Annotated in this window: 16 protein-coding genes; 9 read left to right on the forward strand and 7 right to left on the reverse strand. The window is 73.8% G+C overall.

The features are described from left to right. Positions 1 to 133 precede the first annotated feature (133 nt). The 6 genes from GQ466_RS02485 (at position 134) to GQ466_RS02510 (ending at position 6,150) form a co-directional block, all read left to right on the forward strand. Entirely contained in the window at positions 134 to 1,309 is a 1,176-nt protein-coding gene (locus tag GQ466_RS02485; RefSeq protein WP_161101119.1) for an NlpC/P60 family protein, read from the forward strand. A 36-nt stretch (positions 1,310 to 1,345) separates the two neighbouring features. After that, positions 1,346 to 1,867 carry a hypothetical protein gene (locus GQ466_RS02490; protein ID WP_161101120.1) on the forward strand — a complete coding sequence of 174 codons (522 nt, stop codon included), beginning with the start codon at positions 1,346 to 1,348 and terminating at the stop codon, positions 1,865 to 1,867. A 92-nt stretch (positions 1,868 to 1,959) separates the two neighbouring features. After that, positions 1,960 to 2,502, forward strand: a complete 543-nt coding sequence (locus GQ466_RS02495; protein WP_161101121.1) for a hypothetical protein — start codon at positions 1,960 to 1,962, stop codon at positions 2,500 to 2,502. A 51-nt stretch (positions 2,503 to 2,553) separates the two neighbouring features. Beyond that, the gene (locus GQ466_RS02500) at positions 2,554 to 3,372 is read left to right on the forward strand and encodes an isoprenyl transferase (RefSeq protein ID WP_161101122.1); all 819 of its coding nucleotides are present in this window, start codon (positions 2,554 to 2,556) and stop codon (positions 3,370 to 3,372) included. 168 nt (positions 3,373 to 3,540) lie between these two features. Further along, the gene (locus GQ466_RS02505; protein WP_161102355.1) at positions 3,541 to 4,857 is read left to right on the forward strand and encodes a PhoH family protein; all 1,317 of its coding nucleotides are present in this window, start codon (positions 3,541 to 3,543) and stop codon (positions 4,855 to 4,857) included. Between the two features lie 408 nt (positions 4,858 to 5,265). Continuing rightward, positions 5,266 to 6,150, forward strand: a complete 885-nt coding sequence (locus GQ466_RS02510) for an aggregation-promoting factor C-terminal-like domain-containing protein (RefSeq protein WP_237417575.1) — start codon at positions 5,266 to 5,268, stop codon at positions 6,148 to 6,150. Here GQ466_RS02510 and GQ466_RS02515 read toward each other — a convergent pair. From GQ466_RS02515 to GQ466_RS02530, 4 genes are all read right to left on the reverse strand, one after another. After that, the gene (locus tag GQ466_RS02515; RefSeq protein WP_161101123.1) at positions 6,147 to 7,535 is read right to left on the reverse strand and encodes a class II fumarate hydratase; all 1,389 of its coding nucleotides are present in this window, start codon (positions 7,533 to 7,535) and stop codon (positions 6,147 to 6,149) included. The two genes, GQ466_RS02510 and GQ466_RS02515, sit on opposite strands and share 4 nt — an antisense overlap. A gap of 90 nt (positions 7,536 to 7,625) precedes the next feature. Then, positions 7,626 to 8,882, reverse strand: coding sequence for a serine/threonine-protein kinase (locus tag GQ466_RS02520; RefSeq protein ID WP_161101124.1), 1,257 nt, complete (start codon positions 8,880 to 8,882; stop codon positions 7,626 to 7,628). 337 nt (positions 8,883 to 9,219) lie between these two features. Further along, complete coding sequence (locus tag GQ466_RS02525) at positions 9,220 to 10,860, reverse strand: fumarate hydratase (protein WP_161101125.1); 1,641 nt, start codon at positions 10,858 to 10,860, stop codon at positions 9,220 to 9,222. Then, positions 10,853 to 11,788, reverse strand: a complete 936-nt coding sequence (locus GQ466_RS02530) for a DMT family transporter (protein ID WP_161101126.1) — start codon at positions 11,786 to 11,788, stop codon at positions 10,853 to 10,855. Before GQ466_RS02530 ends, GQ466_RS02525 begins: the two co-directional genes overlap by 8 nt. 69 nt (positions 11,789 to 11,857) lie before the next feature. Between GQ466_RS02530 and pdxR the strand changes: the two genes are divergently transcribed. Continuing rightward, a complete protein-coding gene (gene pdxR / locus GQ466_RS02535; RefSeq protein WP_202419937.1) occupies positions 11,858 to 13,249 on the forward strand; it encodes a MocR-like pyridoxine biosynthesis transcription factor PdxR in 1,392 nt (463 codons plus the stop codon). A gap of 27 nt (positions 13,250 to 13,276) precedes the next feature. Continuing rightward, the gene (locus GQ466_RS02540) at positions 13,277 to 13,510 is read left to right on the forward strand and encodes a hypothetical protein (protein WP_161101127.1); all 234 of its coding nucleotides are present in this window, start codon (positions 13,277 to 13,279) and stop codon (positions 13,508 to 13,510) included. 7 nt (positions 13,511 to 13,517) lie between these two features. Here GQ466_RS02540 and GQ466_RS02545 read toward each other — a convergent pair whose 3' ends face one another. From GQ466_RS02545 to GQ466_RS02555, 3 genes are all read right to left on the reverse strand, one after another. Continuing rightward, positions 13,518 to 14,744 carry an MFS transporter gene (locus GQ466_RS02545; protein WP_161101128.1) on the reverse strand — a complete coding sequence of 409 codons (1,227 nt, stop codon included), beginning with the start codon at positions 14,742 to 14,744 and terminating at the stop codon, positions 13,518 to 13,520. 69 nt (positions 14,745 to 14,813) lie between these two features. Next, positions 14,814 to 15,548 carry an ABC transporter permease gene (locus tag GQ466_RS02550; RefSeq protein ID WP_337193289.1) on the reverse strand — a complete coding sequence of 245 codons (735 nt, stop codon included), beginning with the start codon at positions 15,546 to 15,548 and terminating at the stop codon, positions 14,814 to 14,816. A 47-nt stretch (positions 15,549 to 15,595) separates the two neighbouring features. Continuing rightward, positions 15,596 to 16,513 (reverse strand): ABC transporter ATP-binding protein, encoded by a 918-nt coding sequence (locus GQ466_RS02555; protein ID WP_378186421.1) that lies wholly within the window; start codon positions 16,511 to 16,513, stop codon positions 15,596 to 15,598. 90 nt (positions 16,514 to 16,603) lie between these two features. On the opposite strand from GQ466_RS02555, the gene GQ466_RS02560 reads away from it, so the two are divergent. Further along, positions 16,604 to 17,218: a DUF1707 domain-containing protein gene (locus GQ466_RS02560; protein ID WP_161101131.1), complete on the forward strand. Its 615-nt coding sequence runs from the start codon at positions 16,604 to 16,606 to the stop codon at positions 17,216 to 17,218. The last annotated feature ends 3 nt before the right edge of the window (positions 17,219 to 17,221 follow it).

Raw genomic sequence — 17,221 nt, forward strand, 5'->3', positions numbered from 1 at the left:
TGTTACTTCTGGGTATCGGACGCGGGTCGGCGTAACAGGGCCGACGCTTTCGGGGGATCCGAGCAGTGCGCCGGGTATCGGGTGCACTAAGGGCGGGAGCCGCGTCCCGCCGACGCGACGAGGGAGTGTTGCCGTGCGCAAGCCGGGCCGCCGGGTGCTACCGACGATCATCGGCGTGGCGGTGCTGGCCACCCTCGGGACCGGGACGGCCGTGATCACGGTCCGGCCGCCCGCCGCCGAGCCCGCGATCCCGCAGACCGACAAGCAGGCGCAGTTCGTCGCCGCGTCCGGAACGACCCGGGTCACGTCCGGGGCGGTGGCGCCGCTCGGTAAGCGGATGACGCCGCACGTCCTGGTCGCGGCGCCGTCGTCGCTGCCCGCCGCGACGATCGAGAAGATCCGCAAGAACAAGAAGGTCAAGGGCGTCGAGGTCGTGGACGCCGTCCAGGCCAAGGTCGGCGGCAAGCAGGTCGGCCTGCTCGGCGTGGACCCGTCCACCTTCCGCAACTACACCCCGAAGCCGACCGCCAAGTCCGACGCCCTGTGGCGCAACATCGCCGGCGGCGACGCGGCGATCTCGTTCACGATGGGCAGCGACGGCGGCGTCAAGCTCGGCACGCAGGTCCCGATCGCGGGCAAGGACGGGCAGACGTCCAACGTCCGCGTCGGCGCCTACGCGACGATGGGCATCGGCGACGTGGACGTCGTCATCTCCCACGCCACCGCGCAGGCCCTCGGCATGCCGACGGCGAACGCGCTGCTCGTCAGCGCCCCGAAGACCGACACCCGCGCGTTCATCAAGAGCCTGAAGAAGACCCTCCCGAAGGGCACCAAGGCCGTCGAGGTGAACCCGCCGGTCGACTACCCGTCGGCGAACGTCCCGAAGTCCAACGGCGAGGTCATGAACTCCGCCCAGGTCCGGACGGTCATCAAGGCGGCGTACTCGCGGCTCGGCTGGCCCTACGTGTGGGGCGGCGAGTCCGAGGCCGAGGGCGGCTACGACTGCTCGGGCCTCATGCAGTACGCGTTCGCGGCGGCGGGCATCCGGCTGCCGCGCGTGGCCGCCGACCAGGCCCGGGCCGGCTGGATCGTGCCGTTCGACAAGGCCCAGCCCGGCGACATGCTCATCTGGGCCAACGACCCGACCGCGCCCGGCTACATCTCGCACATCGCGCTCTACATCGGCGGCGGCAAGATGGTCGCGGCGCCGCACACCGGGACGGTCGTGCAGATCCAGAACGTCTACATGAACAACTTCAAGGGCGCCGTCCGGGTCAACCCCCGCGTCGCGAACTCCATCGCCGGCTGACCGCCGACCCGGCCGTGCGGGTGTAATCATGATTACATGACGACGCACACGGCGGTGGAGCAGCTGCGGGGATGGTTCTCCGGACGGCTGCCCGAGGGCTGGTTCGCGGGCGCGCCCGAGATCGTCCTCGACCGCGAGGAGGTCACGGTGGTCGGGCGGCTGCCCGAACCGGCCCGCGCGGAGGGCGTCTCGGACGCCGAGCACGCCGCCGCCGTAGAAGGCCATGTCGGACGGTTCCGGGAGTCCACCCGCGACCACCGCATCGCCATCGCGCGCGAGGCCGAGCACCGGTTCGGGCACAAGGTGTCCTGGGGCGTGTCGTGCGGCGGCCACGAGGAGATGTTCACGAGCCTGTCGGTGCCGGTGATGACGCGGCTGCGCCAGCCCGAGCGGCGCGTCCTCGACACGCTCGTGGACGCCGGGGTCGCCCGCAGCCGCAGCGACGCGCTCGCCTGGTGCGTCCGGCTCGTCGGCAAGAACACCGACGCCTGGCTCACCGAGCTGCGCGCCGCGCTGGAGCACGTGGAGCGCGCCCGCTCGGCCGGGCCGACGGCCTGACCGTTCCTTACCCGATCGCGGTCCGTGTCGGGTGTGATCATGGCCCTGACCTCGCCTAATGTGCGAAACAGGAGCCAGATCGGAGGGCCGGGATGCGCGGTGGGCTGCGGTGCCTGGACGGGTCGTCGCTCGCGGTCGTGCCCGTCCCGGCGCGCGACCGGGGCGGCGTCCGCTACGAGGTCACGCTCGAACTCCGGCGCGACGGCGCCGCGTTCGGCGCGGTGGGGGAGCGCTGCGGGCACCTGCTGGCCGGGGCCGCCGCGCGCGTCGCCGCCGCCCGCGCCGACGGATCGCCGCAGGCCAGGCGGTGGCCGGACCCGGACGACCGCTTCCCCGGTCCCGACGGCGTCCCCGGCCGCGACGCCGAGCTGTTCGCGCTGCGCTGCCGGGAGCGCGCCGACGTCGGGCACACCGGCGCCCTGCCGGGGGAGCTGCGCTGCACGTTGCGCACGTCGGCGCACTGGATCCCCATGCCCGGCGGGACGGGCGCCGTGCGCGGCCGGTGGCGGCTGACGCGCCGCGCGGTGCTCGAAGCCTGGGGGACGGGCGGGCACGGCGTGCGGGCGGTTCTCACTTCGTCCGAACTTCTCCTGTTCCTAACCGATCTCACCAAAGAAATCCGTTCGCTACCCTGAAGCCCGACAAACGCCCCCGCGCTCGCCCGGGGTGGTGAGAGGGGACGATCCATGGCCCAACGACGCGCCGCGCGCCTCGGCGCCGCCGTCCGCCGCAGCCGCCCGTACGGGGCCGTCCGCGACGCCGCGTACCGCATGTACGAGCGCCGCGTGGAGTCGTCCCTGCCCACCGACGTCACGCCGCGCCACGTCGGCGTCATCCTGGACGGCAACCGCCGCTGGGCGCGCTCGATGGGCCACACCGACGTCAACCACGGCCACCAGCGCGGCGCCGACAAGATCTCCGAGCTGCTGAGCTGGTGCGACGAGGCCGAGGTCGAGGTCGTCACGCTCTGGCTGCTGTCCACCGACAACCTCAACCGGCCGGCCGCCGAGCTGGACCCGCTGCTGGAGATCATCGAGAACACCGTCGAGCGCCTGGCCGCCGACGGACGGCACGTCAAGCCCGTCGGCGCCCTCGACCTGCTGCCCGACAAGACCGCGCGCGTGCTGAAAACCGCGCGCGAGGCGACATCCGATGCCCCCGGCCTGATTGTGAACGTCGCCGTTGGGTATGGGGGTAGACGTGAGATCGCTGATGCGGTGCGCTCTCTCCTCGTGGAGCAGGCGTCCCGGGGCACCAGCATCGAGGAGCTGGCCGAGGTCCTCGAAGTGGAGCACATCGCCGAGCATCTCTACACGCGCGGCCAGCCGGACCCCGACCTGGTCATCCGCACGTCGGGTGAGCAGCGACTGTCCGGCTTCATGCTCTGGCAGAGCGCGCATTCGGAGTTCTACTTCTGCGAGGTCCACTGGCCGGACTTCCGCAAGGTGGACTTCCTGCGCGCCCTCCGGTCGTATGCCGCGCGCCACCGGCGCTACGGTTCCTGAGGACGCCCCTTCGGGACGCGTCCCGACCACCGCTCGCACCACCGGCACCGAACGCCCCCGCCTTCGGGACCGCCGATGCCGCCGAGCGGACCGCCGCGCCACCGGTAATCCCCCACCAGCCAGGGAGATCGAGTGGCCACAACCCTCCCGCGCCGTCCCGGTTCCGGGATCCCCACCGGAGCAGGCGCCCCGGTCCGGCGCACGTACGTCCTCGACACGAGCGTCCTGCTCGCCGACCCGGGGGCGATGACCCGGTTCGCCGAGCACGAGGTCGTACTACCGATCGTCGTCATCTCCGAGCTGGAGGCCAAGCGCCACCATCCCGAACTCGGCTACTTCGCCCGCCAGGCCCTGCGCACGCTGGACGACCTCCGGCTCGCGCACGGTCGGCTGGACGAGGCGCTCCCCGTCGGCGACATGGGCGGCACGCTGCGCGTCGAGCTGAACCACGCGGACCCGACCGTGCTCCCCGACGGGTTCCGGCTCGGCGACAACGACACCCGCATCCTCTCGGTGGCCGCCTGGCTCGCCAAGGAGGGCAAGGACGTCGTCCTCGTCTCCAAGGACCTCCCGATGCGCGTCAAGGCGTCCGCCGTCGGCCTCACGGCCGAGGAGTACCGGGCGGAGCTGGCGGTCGTGGAGTCCGGCTGGACCGGGATGCGCGAGATCGAACTGTCGTCCGGCGCGCTGGAGGAGCTGTACGAGCACGGCACCGCCGACCTGGAGCAGGCCCGCGACCTGCCGTGCCACACCGGGCTGCGGATCCTGTCCGAGCGCGGGTCGGCGCTCGGCCGCGTCCTGCCGGACAAGTCGGTGCGGCTCGTCCGGGGCGACCGCGAGGTGTTCGGGCTGCGCGGCCGGTCCGCCGAGCAGCGCGTCGCGCTGGACCTGCTCACCGACGAGGACGTCGGCATCGTCTCGCTCGGCGGGCGCGCGGGCACCGGCAAGTCGGCGCTGGCGCTGTGCGCGGGCCTGGACGCGGTCATGGAGCGGCGGCGGCACCGCAAGGTCGTCGTGTTCCGGCCGCTGTACGCGGTCGGCGGGCAGGACCTCGGCTACCTGCCGGGGTCGGAGAACGAGAAGATGTCGCCGTGGGCGCAGGCCGTCTACGACACGCTCTCGGCCGTCACGACGCCCGAGGTCATCGACGAGGTCCTGGACCGGGGGATGCTGGAGGTCCTGCCGCTCACCCACATCCGCGGCCGGTCCCTGCACGACGCGTTCGTGATCGTGGACGAGGCGCAGTCGCTGGAGCGCGGCGTGCTGCTGACCGTCCTGTCCCGGGTCGGGGCGGGGTCGCGGGTCGTCCTGACCCATGACGTGGCGCAGCGCGACAATCTCCGCGTCGGCCGGCACGACGGCGTCGCGGCGGTCGTGGAACGGTTGAAGGGGCATCCGCTGTTCGCGCACGTCACGCTGACGCGCTCGGAGCGGTCGCCGATCGCCGCGCTCGTCACCGATCTGCTGGAGGACGTCGGCTCGTAGCACGCGCCGCCCGCCCGCGCGCCGGTCCGGGCGCGCGGGCGGGCCGTGCAATTTTCGGTTACGTCCCGGGGTGGGACGGTCTCGGCCTGTATCGGTGTGAAGAAGGTCACAGTGTGCGGGCGAGTGACAAAGAACCCCAGCTCTGCGCGGCGATCCCGGGGGTTCCTCGGCAGGTTGACAAAGTGCCGGGCCGTCCTTTCCATCTCGATTCGGTTGCGAAGCGGGTCGGCGGGTCGGGCATTGTGTGTCCCCGTAAGCACCCCTGGAACGGTGCCCCGGCCGCGTCTCCCCCCGGAAGCGCGCGCAGGCCGGGCCCGTCCGCCGCCCGGCACCCCGCACGTCCGCCCGGGACGGGGGTGACGCAGCTCGCACGCGCGTCCATGCGGTGCGACCGTCGGAAGGACCGCCTTGTCCGGAGACTCGAACGGGTCACCCTGGCGAGACGATCACCAGCGCTCCCCCCACTTCCCCCCGGCACCGGACGCCGACGACGTCCGCGTCGCGGGCCCGCCGCCCGGCTTCGGCGGCGACGCCGCCCGCGCGGGCGACACGGCGGCCCTGGCCCCCGTGGCGACGCTGCCGCGTCCCGAGCAGCCCCGCGACGAGCTGGGCGCCCCGGCCCCGCGCCGCGCGGGCCGCCGCGCGCCCCGCTCCGGCCGCCGGACGGGCCTGGCCGTGGCCGCCGTCGTCGGCGGCGCGGCCCTCGCGGTCGGCGGCGGCTCGGTCGCCGCGCTCGCGTTCACCGGCGACGACGCGCCCGACCACGGCACGGTGAAGTCCGCGCCCGTCGCCGACGCCGCCGTCCCGGAGATCGACACCACGGCCCTCGCCGCCGAGCGGCGCAAGAAGGCCCTGGCGCGCGCCGGCCGCGAGGCGGGCGACCTGCGCGCACCGACGCTGCGCGTGAAGGGCAGCCCGATCCCGTCCAAGACCCCGACGCCGTCGGGCGGCAACGGCGGCGGTGGCGGCGCGGGCGCCGACCCGGTCCCGGCGGGCGAGGCGCAGCAGATCGCCAAGGCGATGCTCCCGAGCTACGGCTTCGGCGGCGACGGCCAGTTCGCGTGCCTGGTGAAGCTGTGGAACAAGGAGAGCGGCTGGCGCACGACGGCGGCCAACCCGTCCGGCGCCTACGGCATCCCGCAGGCGCTGCCCGGCTCCAAGATGGCCAGCGCGGGCTCGGACTGGCGGACGAGCGCTCGCACCCAGATCAAGTGGGGCCTCGGCTACATCAAGAGCCGCCACGGCACGCCCTGCGGCGCCTGGAACCACTCCGAGCAGAACGGCTGGTACTAGGACGGCGCGGTCATCGACAGCACGTCGAGGACCGCGTCGAGTTCCTCCTCGCTGATCGCGCCGCTCGTGACGTGGCCGCGTTCCACCACGACCTGGCGGATCGTCTTGCGCTCGGCGAGGGCCTGCTTGGCGATCTTGGCGGCCTCCTCGTAGCCGACGTAGCGGTTCAGCGGCGTCACGATCGACGGTGAGGACTCGGCGTACTCGCGCAGGCGGGGCTCGTCGGCCTCGATGCCGTCCACGCAGCGGTCGGCGAGCAGGCGCGTGACGGCGGCCAGCAGCGCGATCGACTCCAGGACGTTGCGGGCCATCATCGGCAGCATCACGTTCAGCTCGAAGTTGCCCGCCGCGCCGCCCGCCGTCACGGCCGCGTCGTTGCCGATCACCTGCGCCGCGACCTGGACGGCCGCCTCCGGCAGCACCGGGTTCACCTTGCCCGGCATGATCGACGAGCCGGGCTGCAGGTCGGGCAGGCGGATCTCGCCGAGCCCGGCGCGCGGTCCCGAGCCCATCCAGCGCAGGTCGTTGGCGATCTTGGTGAGGCTCACCGCGATCGTCTTCAGGGCGCCGGACGTCTCGACCAGCCCGTCCCGCGCGCCCTGCGCCTCGAAGTGGTCGCGCGCCTCGGTGAACGGCAGGTCGGTCAGCGCGACCAGCTCGGCGATGACGCGCGCGCCGAAGCCGTGCGGGGTGTTGATGCCGGTGCCGACGGCCGTCCCGCCGAGCGGCAGCTCCGCGAGGCGGGGCAGGACGGCCTCCAGCCGCTCCACGCCGTGCCGCAGCTGCGCCGCGTAGCCGCCGAACTCCTGGCCGAGCGTGACGGGCGTCGCGTCCATGAGGTGCGTCCGGCCCGCCTTGACGACCCGCGCGAAGTCCACGGACTTGCGGTCGAACGCCGTCGCCAGGTGCCGCAGCGCGGGGATCAGGTCGTTGACGACGGCGTCGGTCGCGGCGACGTGGATCGAGGACGGGAACACGTCGTTGGACGACTGGGACGCGTTCACGTCGTCGTTCGGGTGCACGGGCCGTCCCAGCCGCTCCTGCGCGAGCGTGGCGACGACCTCGTTGGCGTTCATGTTGGACGACGTGCCCGAGCCCGTCTGGAACACGTCGACGGGGAACTGGTCGTTCCAGCGCCCGTCGGCGACCTCCAGGGCCGCCGCGCGGATCGCGGCGGCGACGTCGGCGTCCAGCACGCCCAGCTCGGCGTTCACGGTCGCGGCGGCGGCCTTGATGCGGGCGAGTGCGGCGATGTGGGCGGGCTCCAGGCCGCGTCCGGAGATCGGGAAGTTCTCCACCGCGCGCTGCGTCTGCGCCCGCCACTTCGCGGCGGCCGGGACGCGGACGTCGCCCATCGAATCGTGCTCGACCCGGTACTCGGTCATGATTCCGCCCCCTGATCCAGAGTCCTCGTTCTCAGTGCAGCGAGGTCGCGTCCCCAGCCATTCCCCGGCCGGGACGCTTCATGGATCGGTTCACTGCCCGGCGGGCGCCCGGACGGTGTAGTTGCGGCGCTCGCCGGGGCCGCCGAGCGGCTTCTTCCGGCCGTTGACCCACACTTCGCAGGCCGCCGAGTCGTACACGACGGCGTTCAACCGCGGCTGGTCGAACCGGCGGGCGCTGCCCACCGGCACGGTCTCGTTGTTGGCGAGGACGGTCAGGGTGTCCCCGGGGATCGCGACGAAGATGCGGCAGCCGGCCGTCCGCGCCTTGACCAGCAGCGACCCCGACCCCGTCGGGCCGGGCGCGACGGTCGGCGGCGGCGCGGTGCTCGGCCTGCCGTCGGGCTGCTCGCGCATCATCCCGACGGTGAGGGCGGTCGCGCCGATCGCGCAGGACGCGACGACGCCGCCCGCGAGCGCGATCACCGCCATCACGCGCAGCCGGGGCGCGCCGGAGCGGCGGGCCGAGCGGGGGCCGGTGAGGGCGCGCTCCAGCCGGTCCACGGCGCGGGCGTGGGTGAGGCGGCGGGTCGGGTGCTTCTCCAGCAGCCCGGTGACGACGGACGCGAGCGGCCCGGCGTTGCGCGGGGTCGGCGGCGGCTCGTTGGCGAGGGCGCTGAGCGTCGCCATGACGTTGTCGCGTTCGAACGGAGGCTTGCCCTCCAGCGCCGCGTAGAGCGTCGCGCCGAGGGACCACAGGTCCGAGCGGGGGGTGGCCTTCTCCCCGGCCGCGACCTCGGGCGCGACGTAGGCGGGGGAGCCCATGAAGTGGCCGGTCTTGGTGAGGCTGGCCGAGCCGGAGGAGAACGCGAGCCCGAAGTCGGTGAGGACGACGCGGTCGCCGTCCAGCAGGACGTTGCTGGGCTTGAGGTCCCGGTGGACGATCCCGGACCGGTGCGCGACGGCCAGCGCGTCCAGCAGCCGGCGGCCGATGTAGCCGACCTGGTCGGGCGGGAGCGGGCCGGAGCGCTCGATGAGCTGTTCCAGGCTGGGCGCCTCGATCAGCTCCATGATGATCCACGGGCGGCCCTGCTCGATGACGACGTCGTAGACCTCGATGATCGAGGTGGAGCGGAGCTGTGCCGGCGCCCGTGCCTCACGGAGCGTGCGGCGGTAGAAGACGACCCGGTCGTTCTCGGTGAGGTCGGCGGGCAGCCGCAGCTCCTTGATCGCCACCGCGCGATCGAGGAGGTCGTCATGCCCGCGCCAGACGGTGCCGTTGGCACCCTGGCCGATTTCCGAGACCAGCCGGTAGCGCGTCGCGAGCACGAGGCGCTCAGACTGAGACATGGGGGAAAGATACCGGAGTGGCCGCGCGGTCATTGAGGAGTCGGCACGACCAACATGATTTTCGGGACGATACCGTGACGTCTCGCCGGGCCGCCTCGTGCGCCCGCGTTCCGGTTCCGTTCATCGGGCGCCTTCCTGACGCGGCGGCGTTTGTCATCCGGCCGCAAGGCCGCAGCGCTTCAGGCCGGATTCGGACGGGTTGTCCGGATCCAGTGTGCCGGGGGACGGGCCGGAGCGCACGGGGTCGCCGGAGATGCGGCCCGTCCCGCCCGGAACAAGGGTAAAAGATGATCTCCCGGGGCCTTGGAACGATTTTCCCAAGATGATCTTGGGGGCGTCAGCGGCGGCCGATGGACAGGAGCGGACCGGTCGTGTCGGCGAAGAAGTCGTTGCCCTTGTCGTCCACGACGACGAACGCCGGGAAGTCCTCCACCTCGATCTTCCAGACGGCCTCCATGCCGAGTTCGGCGTATTCGAGGACGTCCACCTTCTTGATGCAGTCCTGCGCCAGCCGCGCGGCCGGCCCGCCGATCGAGCCGAGGTAGAACCCGCCGTGCGCCTTGCACGCGTCGGTGACCTGCTGCGACCGGTTGCCCTTGGCCAGCATGACGAGCGAGCCGCCCGCCGCCTGGAACTGCTCGACGTAGGAGTCCATGCGCCCGGCCGTCGTCGGGCCGAACGACCCGGACGCGTAGCCCTCGGGCGTCTTGGCCGGGCCCGCGTAGTAGACGGCGTGGTCGCGCAGGTAGGACGGCATCGGCTCGCCAGCGTCCAGCCGCTCCTTGATCTTGGCGTGCGCGATGTCGCGGGCCACGACGAGCGGGCCGGTCAGCGACAGCCGCGTCTTCACCGGGTAGCGGGTCAGCTCGGCGCGGATCTCGTCCATCGGCCGGTTGAGGTCGATGCGGACGACGTCGCCGTCCAGGTGCTCGTCGGTCGTGTCGGGCAGGAAGCGGGCGGGGTCGGTCTCCAGCTTCTCCAGGAACACGCCCTCGGCGGTGATCTTCGCGACGGCCTGCCGGTCGGCGCTGCACGACACCGCGATCGCGACCGGGCAGGACGCGCCGTGCCGGGGCAGCCGGATCACCCGGACGTCGTGGCAGAAGTACTTGCCGCCGAACTGCGCGCCGATGCCGAGCCGCTGCGTCAGCTCGAACACCTGCTGCTCCAGCTCGACGTCCCGGAACCCGTGGCCGAGCGGCGAGCCCGCGTCCGGCATCGTGTCGAGGTAGTGCGCGGACGCGTACTTGGCCGTCTTCAGCGCGTACTCGGCGGACGTCCCGCCCACCACGATCGCCAGGTGGTACGGCGGGCACGCGGCCGTGCCGAGCGAGCGGATCTTCTCCTCCAGGAAGCTCAGCATCCGCGTCGGGTTCAGGACGGCCTTCGTCTCCTGGTACAGGAACGACTTGTTCGCGCTGCCGCCGCCCTTGGCCATGAACAGGAACTTGTAGGCGCCGCCCGGGGCGGCGTACAGCTCGATCTGCGCGGGGAGGTTGGTCCCGGTGTTCTTCTCGTCCCACATCGTCAGCGGCGCCATCTGCGAGTACCGCAGGTTCAGCCGGGTGTAGGCGTCGTACACGCCGCGCGCGATGTGCTCCTCGTCGCGACCGTCGGTGAGGACGTGCTGGCCGCGCTTGCCCATGACGATCGCCGTCCCGGTGTCCTGGCACATCGGCAGGACGCCGCCGGACGCGATGCCCGCGTTCTTCAGCAGGTCCAGCGCGACGAACCGGTCGTTCGGGCTGGCCTCCGGGTCGTCGAGGATCTTGCGGAGCTGCTTCAGGTGCGCGGGGCGCAGCAGGTGGGCGATGTCGCGCATCGCGGTCTCGGTGAGCAGCCGCAGGGCCTCCGGCTCGACCTGCAGAAACGTCCGGCCGTTCGCCTCGAAGGTGGACACGCCGTCGCTGGTGAGCAGCCGGTACTCGGTGTCGTCGGGGCCGAGGGGGAGCAGGTCGGTGTAGGAGAACTCAGGCATTCGGGATCCTCGCGCGTTCGGGTGGGGCCGCCCTTAGGTTACGACTTGCCGGTGGCGGGGCCGTCCGCCGCATGCCGAGCAGGACGCCCGCGCTGACGAGCGCCGAGCCGGCCAGTTCGGCGGGGCTCGGGGCGCCGAGGCCGAGCGCCGCCGTCGTCGCGACCGCGCTGACCGGGATCATGCCGGTGAACAGGCCCGCGCGGTCGGGTCCGAGGCGGCCGAGCGCGTCGTACCAGAGCAGGAACGCGACCGTCGTGATCACGACCGCGAGGAACGCCAGGGCCGCCGCCTCCTTCGCCGTGGGGACGCGGACGACGCGCGTTCCGTCCACGACGAGCCCGGCGGCCAGCAGCATCGGCGCGGCGAGCCCGGCCGTGTACGCCGAGACGCGCAGCGGGCCGAGGCGCGGCAGCAGCGGGAGCGCGAGCAGCGAGAAGCAGACCTCGCCCGCGAGCGCGCCGAACGCGAACGCCAGCCCGCGCGGGGACGCGCCCCCGAGGCCCGTGGCGACCGCCGTGCCCGCCGTCACGACGGCCGCGCCCGCGACGACCGTGGCGGCGGGACGGGCGCGGCGGGCCAGGTACGGTCCGGCGACGGCGAGCACGACGGGGGAGACCGCGATGACCGTCCCGGTGGTGGCGGGGCTGGTGTCGCGGACGGCGGCGAGCACGCACAGGTTGAAGCCCGCCAGCCCGGTGAGCGCGAGCGCGGCGAGCAGCGCCACGTCCCTTGCGCGAAGCTTCGGGGGCGGCCCGCCCGCCACGCGGACGAGCGCGCCGAGGATCGCCGCCGCGATCCCGTAGCGGACGGCCTGCCCGCCGAGCGCGGGGAACTGCGCGAGCAGCGCGGACACGGCGGGCAGCGCGCCGACGAGCGCCATCCCGGACGCGGCGCCGACCATGCCGCGCGCGGTGCTGGTGAGAGGCATACGTGGGACGCTAGAAGCGCCCTGGTCCACCGGACAGGGCCAATTCGTCCCCCGTTCTCTGGACCAATCATGGACTTGCACCTTCCGCTGGACCGGACGTCCGGGCTGGCCGTGCAGATCGCGGCCGGGCTGCGCGCCGGGATCCGCGCCGGACGGCTGACGGCCGGGACGCGGCTGCCGTCCAGCCGCGCGCTCGCGCAGGACCTCGGGGTGTCGCGCGGCGTCGTCGTCACCGCCTACGAGCAGTTGCTCGCCGAGGGCTTCCTGGTGGCGCGGCCGGGGGACGGGACGCGGGTCGCGCCGCTGGCCCGTCCGTCCGCGGGCGACGCGGGCGCGGCCCGGCCGGACGAGCCGCGCGCCGCCGTCGCCGACCTGCGGCCCGGCCAGCCGGACCTGGCGGCGTTCCCGCGCGCCCGGTGGCTGGCCGCGCTGCGCGCCGCCCTGCGCGACAGCCCGCACGACGCGCTGCTCGGCTACCCCGACCCGGCCGGGGACCGCGCGCTGCGGACGGAGCTGGCCGGGTACCTCGGGCGCGTCCGGGCCGCCGACGCGTCCGCCGACCGGATCACGATCGTCAGCGGCGTCGCGCACGGGCTGTCGGCGCTGGCGGGGCTGCTGGCGCGGGACGGGCGCGTCCTCGCCGTCGAGGACCCGACGAGCGACCGCCAGCTCCCGCTGCTGCACGCGACCGGAGCGCGCATCGTCCGGGTGCCGGTGGACGCCGAGGGCCTGGACGTCGCCGCGCTCGCCGCGTCGTCCGCGCGGGCCGTGCTCGTCACCCCCGCGCACCAGTACCCGACCGGCGTCGTCCTGTCGCCCGCGCGCCGGGCCGCGCTGATCGCCTGGGCGCGCGCCACCGGCGGCATCGTCGTGGAGGACGACTACGACGCCGAGTTCCGCTACGACCGCGACCCCGTCGGCTGCCTCCAGGGCGTCGCGCCCGAACGCGTCGTGCTGCTCGGCTCGGTGACCAAGGCGCTCGCGCCCGCGCTGCGGCTCGGCTGGGCCGTAGCGCCGCCCGCGCTGACCGACGGGCTGCGCGAGCACCGGGCGCTGACCGATCTCGGCAACCCGTCGCTGGAGCAGCGCGCCCTGGCCCGCTTCCTCGCCGACGGCGGCCACGACCGGCACCTGCGCGTCATGCGCCGCCGCTACCGGGCGCGCCGCGACGCGCTCGCCGCCGCCCTGCGCGCCCGCCTGCCGGACGCGACCGTGCGGGGCGTGTCGGCGGGCCTGCACCTGTACGTCGAACTGCCGCCGGGCTGCGACGAGGACGCCGTGGTCGCGGCGGCGGCGGACGGCGGCGTCCTCGTCACCGGGGCGCGCTCCTCGTGGTCGCGCGAGCGCGCCGACGCGGCGCCGCCCGCGCTCGTCCTCGGTTACGGACGAACCGGAACGGCGCGCCTGGAGCGGTCCGTCGAAGTTCTCGCCCGCGCGGTTACGCCGCGTGCCCACGGGTAGAGCCCCGGTCTGAGCGAAGGAGGACGGATGAGTCTGGACGAGGCCGCGAGGCAGCTCAAGATGGCGGCGCACGACGCCCAGGTGTCGTTCGACTGCGTCGGGCTCGGGGATCTCGCCCGCGCCCAGGAGCACGCGGTGACCCTGCGGGCGGCGGCCGACGCCGCGCTGACCGCCCTGGCCCGCGCCCTGGAGGATCTCTCCCCCCAGCAGGCGCGCTCGGCGGGGGAGGACGCCGTGGCCGCCCTGGCCGAGGACGCCTGACCGGGCGTCAGCGCACCGGCACGGGGGTTTCGGACGCGGGGGCGGGCTCGAACCCGCGGGCCAGCGCGATGATCGCCAGCGTGAGGACCGCCGGGACGACGTAGGACGTCTGGTAGCTGGACAGCGGCTGCAAAATCAGCACGACCACCGCCCCCGCCACGAACCCCACGTAGTTGAAGATGTTCACCCGCGCCACCGCGACGCCCAGCCCGGACGGGTCGACGCGGCCCGCCGCCGAGAACGACAGCGGCGGGATGACGCAGAGGCCGAGGCCCGTCACGGCGAACCCGGCGATCGCCATCGGCGCGTTCTGCGCGGCGACGACCAGCAGCAGGCCCGCCAGGCCCGCGACCGTCCCGGCGCGGACGACGCGCGCCGCGCCGAACCGGCGGACGCCGAAGTCCGCGACGGCCCGGCTCGCGACCATCGCGACCTGGTAGGCGGCCAGGCCGAGCGGGGCGACGTCCTTGCTGTGCAGGTCGTTGTCGAAGTAGAGGGCGCCGAAGTTGGACAGCATCGAGTCGGCGACGTAGAAGCAGCCCATCGCGATCCCGATGATCAGCACCGGCCGCCACGGGACGAGCTTGGCCGCCGCCTTCAGCTCCGCCCCGGCGGGCACGGCGACCTCGTCCTCCTTGGAGGCGAGCCGGGGGCCCGCGACGAGCGTCACGGCCAGCCCGAGGACGGCCGGGATCGCGAAGCCCACCGCGAGCGAGGTCGTCACGTGGTCGGGGTAGACGTAGGTGTTGGCGACCCACGCCCACAGCGCGCCCGCCCCGGCCGCCGCCGCCCAGACGGCGTGGAAGCCGGTGAGGATGCTGATCCCGTACGCCCGCTCGGACGTGACGGCCTGCGCGTTCATCGACGCGTCCACGGCCCCGACGGCGAAGCCGAACAGCGCGACCGCGATGTAGACCGGGATGTCGGCGCTGCCGGACAGGCCGATCGCGAGGACGGTCAGGCACACGAACGGCTGGGAGAGGCGGAGCACGATGCGGCTGCCGAACCGTCCCATCAGCGGCGCGGCGACCGCGCTGCCCACCCCCGCGACGATCGGCACGCACAGGACGACCAGGTTGATCTGGTCGTCGGTCATGTGGTGCGCGTCCCGCACCTGGTTGACCCGGCTGACCAGCGCCGCGAAGCACAGGCCCTGGACGGCGAAGACGGCGTACCCGGCCGCCCGCGCGCGCCGGACGCGCGCAGTGACGCCGGTGGTGACGCTGCCCGTCATGGGCCCGCTCCCTCGGTCAACGTGAAGAATGTTCAGGTGAGGGTAGGGTCCCGCGCCCGGGCCGGTCAATCAGGCGATCAGCTTGCGGCGCAGCGTCCGCAGCGCCAGCGTCCACGCGACGGCCGCGAACGCCGCGATGCCCGCCAGGTGCCCGAGGTCGGCGAGCGGCCGGAACCCGAACACCGCGTGCCGCACCAGCTCGACGCAGTGGAACACCGGGTTCGCGTGCGCCGCCACCTGCGCCCAGCCGGGCAGCGACGACATCGGGAAGTATGTCCCGGCGACGAGCATCAGCGGCGTCACCACGCCGGTGATCACGTAGTCCAGCGAGTTGATGGACGCGACGCGCGCCGCCGTCCACGCCCCGAACAGCGACAGCCCGAACGCCGTCGCGAACACGATGAACGGGACCAGCAGCATCCCCGGCGCCGGATCCAGCCCGAACACCATGCCGACCAGCAGCGGCGCCGAACCGAACACGCCCGCGCGCGCCGCCGTCCAGACCGTCTCGCCCGCCAGCAGCTCGTGCAGGTCCACCGGCGCCGCGAGCACCGCGTCGTAGGTGTGCTGGAAGACGCGCCGCGTGTACCCGTTGAACATCGCCGGGAACACCGACAGGAACAGCGCGGCCGTCCCGACGACCCCCGTGGCCACGAAGTCCCGATACGAGATCCCCGCGACCGCCGCGACCAGCGACCCGACCCCGTAGCCGAACGCCAGCAGCATGAACGCGGGCTCGAACAACGCCCCGAACGTCTGCGGCTTCCAGTACCGCGTGAACTGCGCGGCCTCATACCGCCACACCCCACGCAAAGCGGCCCCCTCAAACCGCCGCAATCGCCCAGTGTCACTCACTCGACGCGCTCCCCGGTCAGGATCACGAAGACGTCCTCCAAGGTGGGGCGGCGGACGAAGCCGTCCGCGCCGAGCGCTTCGAGTGCGGACGGCGGCAGTTCCTCGGCGCGCAGGACCGTCACCGAGGGGCCCGTGCGGCGGGTGGGGAGGCCCGCGGCGTGCGCGATGCGCTCCACCTCCGCCAGGCGCGCCGGCGGGCCGTGGTGCTCGATCGCCTGCTTGCCCGCGTGCCGGGCGACCAGGTCGGACGGGGCGCCGCGCGCGATCACCCGGCCGCGCGCCATCACCGCGCAGTCGTCGGCCAGCCGCTCGGCCTCCTCGATGTAGTGCGTGGACATCAGGACGGTCGTCCCGGCCGCGCGCAGCCCGTCGATCAGGCCCCACAGCTCGGCCCGCACCTGCGGGTCCAGGCCGACGGTCGGCTCGTCCAGCAGCACCAGCGCCGGGTCGTGGACGAGCCCGCGCGCGATCAGCAGCCGCCGCCGCATCCCGCCGGACAGGTCCCCGACGCGGGTGCGCTCGCGGCCGGTCAGCCGCGCCCGCGCCACGGCCCGCGCGACCGCCGCCGCCCGGCCGCCGCGCGGCACCCGGTACAGGTGCGCGAAGACCTCCAGGTTCTCCCGGACGGTCAGCTCCTCGTCCAGGTTGTCCTGCTGCGGGACCACGCCCATCGCCGCCCGCGCCCGCTTGGACTCGCGCGGCACCGGGAAGCCCAGGACCTCGATCGCGCCCTCGTCCGCGACGGCCTGCCCGGTCAGCAGCCGCATCGTCGTGGATTTCCCGGCGCCGTTCGGTCCGAGCAGGCCGAGGCAGACGCCGCGTTCCACGGTCAGGTCGAGGCCGTCCACCGCCGCGCGGTCCCCGAACCGCTTCACGACGCCGCGCAGCGCCAGCGCGTTCGTCTGTTGTGTCACGCTTGTCACGTTATGTCCCATGCGGGAGCGCGCCTACTGATTTTCCGGCGGACGTTCGTCGCGGAGAGCGGCGCGCTTTAGTGTGGACGGGTGGATTCGTCCAGTCCGCGCAGGCCCGGGGAACCGGTGCGGCGCGTCACCGAGCTGCGCGCCTCCGACGCCGACCGGGAGCGGGTCGTCGCGCTGCTCGGCGAGGCCCTCGCCGACGGCCGCCTCACCCTCGACGAGCACTCCGACCGCACGACGCGCGCCTACGCCGCCCGCACGCTCGGCGAGCTGACCGGGCTGACCGGCGACCTCGCGCCCCGCGAGACCCAGCCGATCATCGCCGACGACCGGCCCGTCTCGGTGCTGTTCGGCCGCGTCCGGCGCGAGGGCCGCTGGATCGTGCCGGTGAAGCTCCCGCTGTTCGCCCTGTTCGGCACGGTCGACCTCGACCTGCGCGACGCCGTCCTCCAGCGCCGCCACACCGTGGTGGACGCCCTCGTCCTCGGCGGGCGGATCCGGCTGCTCGTCCCCGACGGCGTCCGCGTCCAGGTCACCGGACGCACCGTCGTCGGGACGCGCGAGCTGCGGCACCGCCCGGCCGACGGCGGCCCGACCGTGGAGATCGCCGGGACGCTGCTGCTGACGTCCGTCCGCGCCCACGCGCCGAAGCGCTCCCTGCGCGACCGCGTGCGCGGGCGGCTCAACCGCAAGCGCTGAGGA

Source organism: Actinomadura rayongensis (assembly GCF_009831215.1).
GTDB lineage: Bacteria > Actinomycetota > Actinomycetes > Streptosporangiales > Streptosporangiaceae > Spirillospora > Spirillospora rayongensis.

Bases quoted from the DNA above. Each gene is read 5' to 3' on its own strand.
- GQ466_RS02490 (WP_161101120.1), top strand. From the start codon at position 1,346: ATGACGACGCACACGGCGGTGGAGCAGCTGCGGGGATGGTTCTCCGGA.
- GQ466_RS02495 (WP_161101121.1), top strand. From the start codon at position 1,960: ATGCGCGGTGGGCTGCGGTGCCTGGACGGGTCGTCGCTCGCGGTCGTG.
- GQ466_RS02500 (WP_161101122.1), top strand. From the start codon at position 2,554: ATGGCCCAACGACGCGCCGCGCGCCTCGGCGCCGCCGTCCGCCGCAGC.
- GQ466_RS02515 (WP_161101123.1), bottom strand. From the start codon at position 7,535: ATGACCGAGTACCGGGTCGAGCACGATTCGATGGGCGACGTCCGCGTC.
- GQ466_RS02520 (WP_161101124.1), bottom strand. From the start codon at position 8,882: ATGTCTCAGTCTGAGCGCCTCGTGCTCGCGACGCGCTACCGGCTGGTC.
- GQ466_RS02525 (WP_161101125.1), bottom strand. From the start codon at position 10,860: ATGCCTGAGTTCTCCTACACCGACCTGCTCCCCCTCGGCCCCGACGAC.
- GQ466_RS02530 (WP_161101126.1), bottom strand. From the start codon at position 11,788: ATGCCTCTCACCAGCACCGCGCGCGGCATGGTCGGCGCCGCGTCCGGG.
- pdxR (WP_202419937.1), top strand. From the start codon at position 11,858: ATGGACTTGCACCTTCCGCTGGACCGGACGTCCGGGCTGGCCGTGCAG.
- GQ466_RS02540 (WP_161101127.1), top strand. From the start codon at position 13,277: ATGAGTCTGGACGAGGCCGCGAGGCAGCTCAAGATGGCGGCGCACGAC.
- GQ466_RS02545 (WP_161101128.1), bottom strand. From the start codon at position 14,744: ATGACGGGCAGCGTCACCACCGGCGTCACTGCGCGCGTCCGGCGCGCG.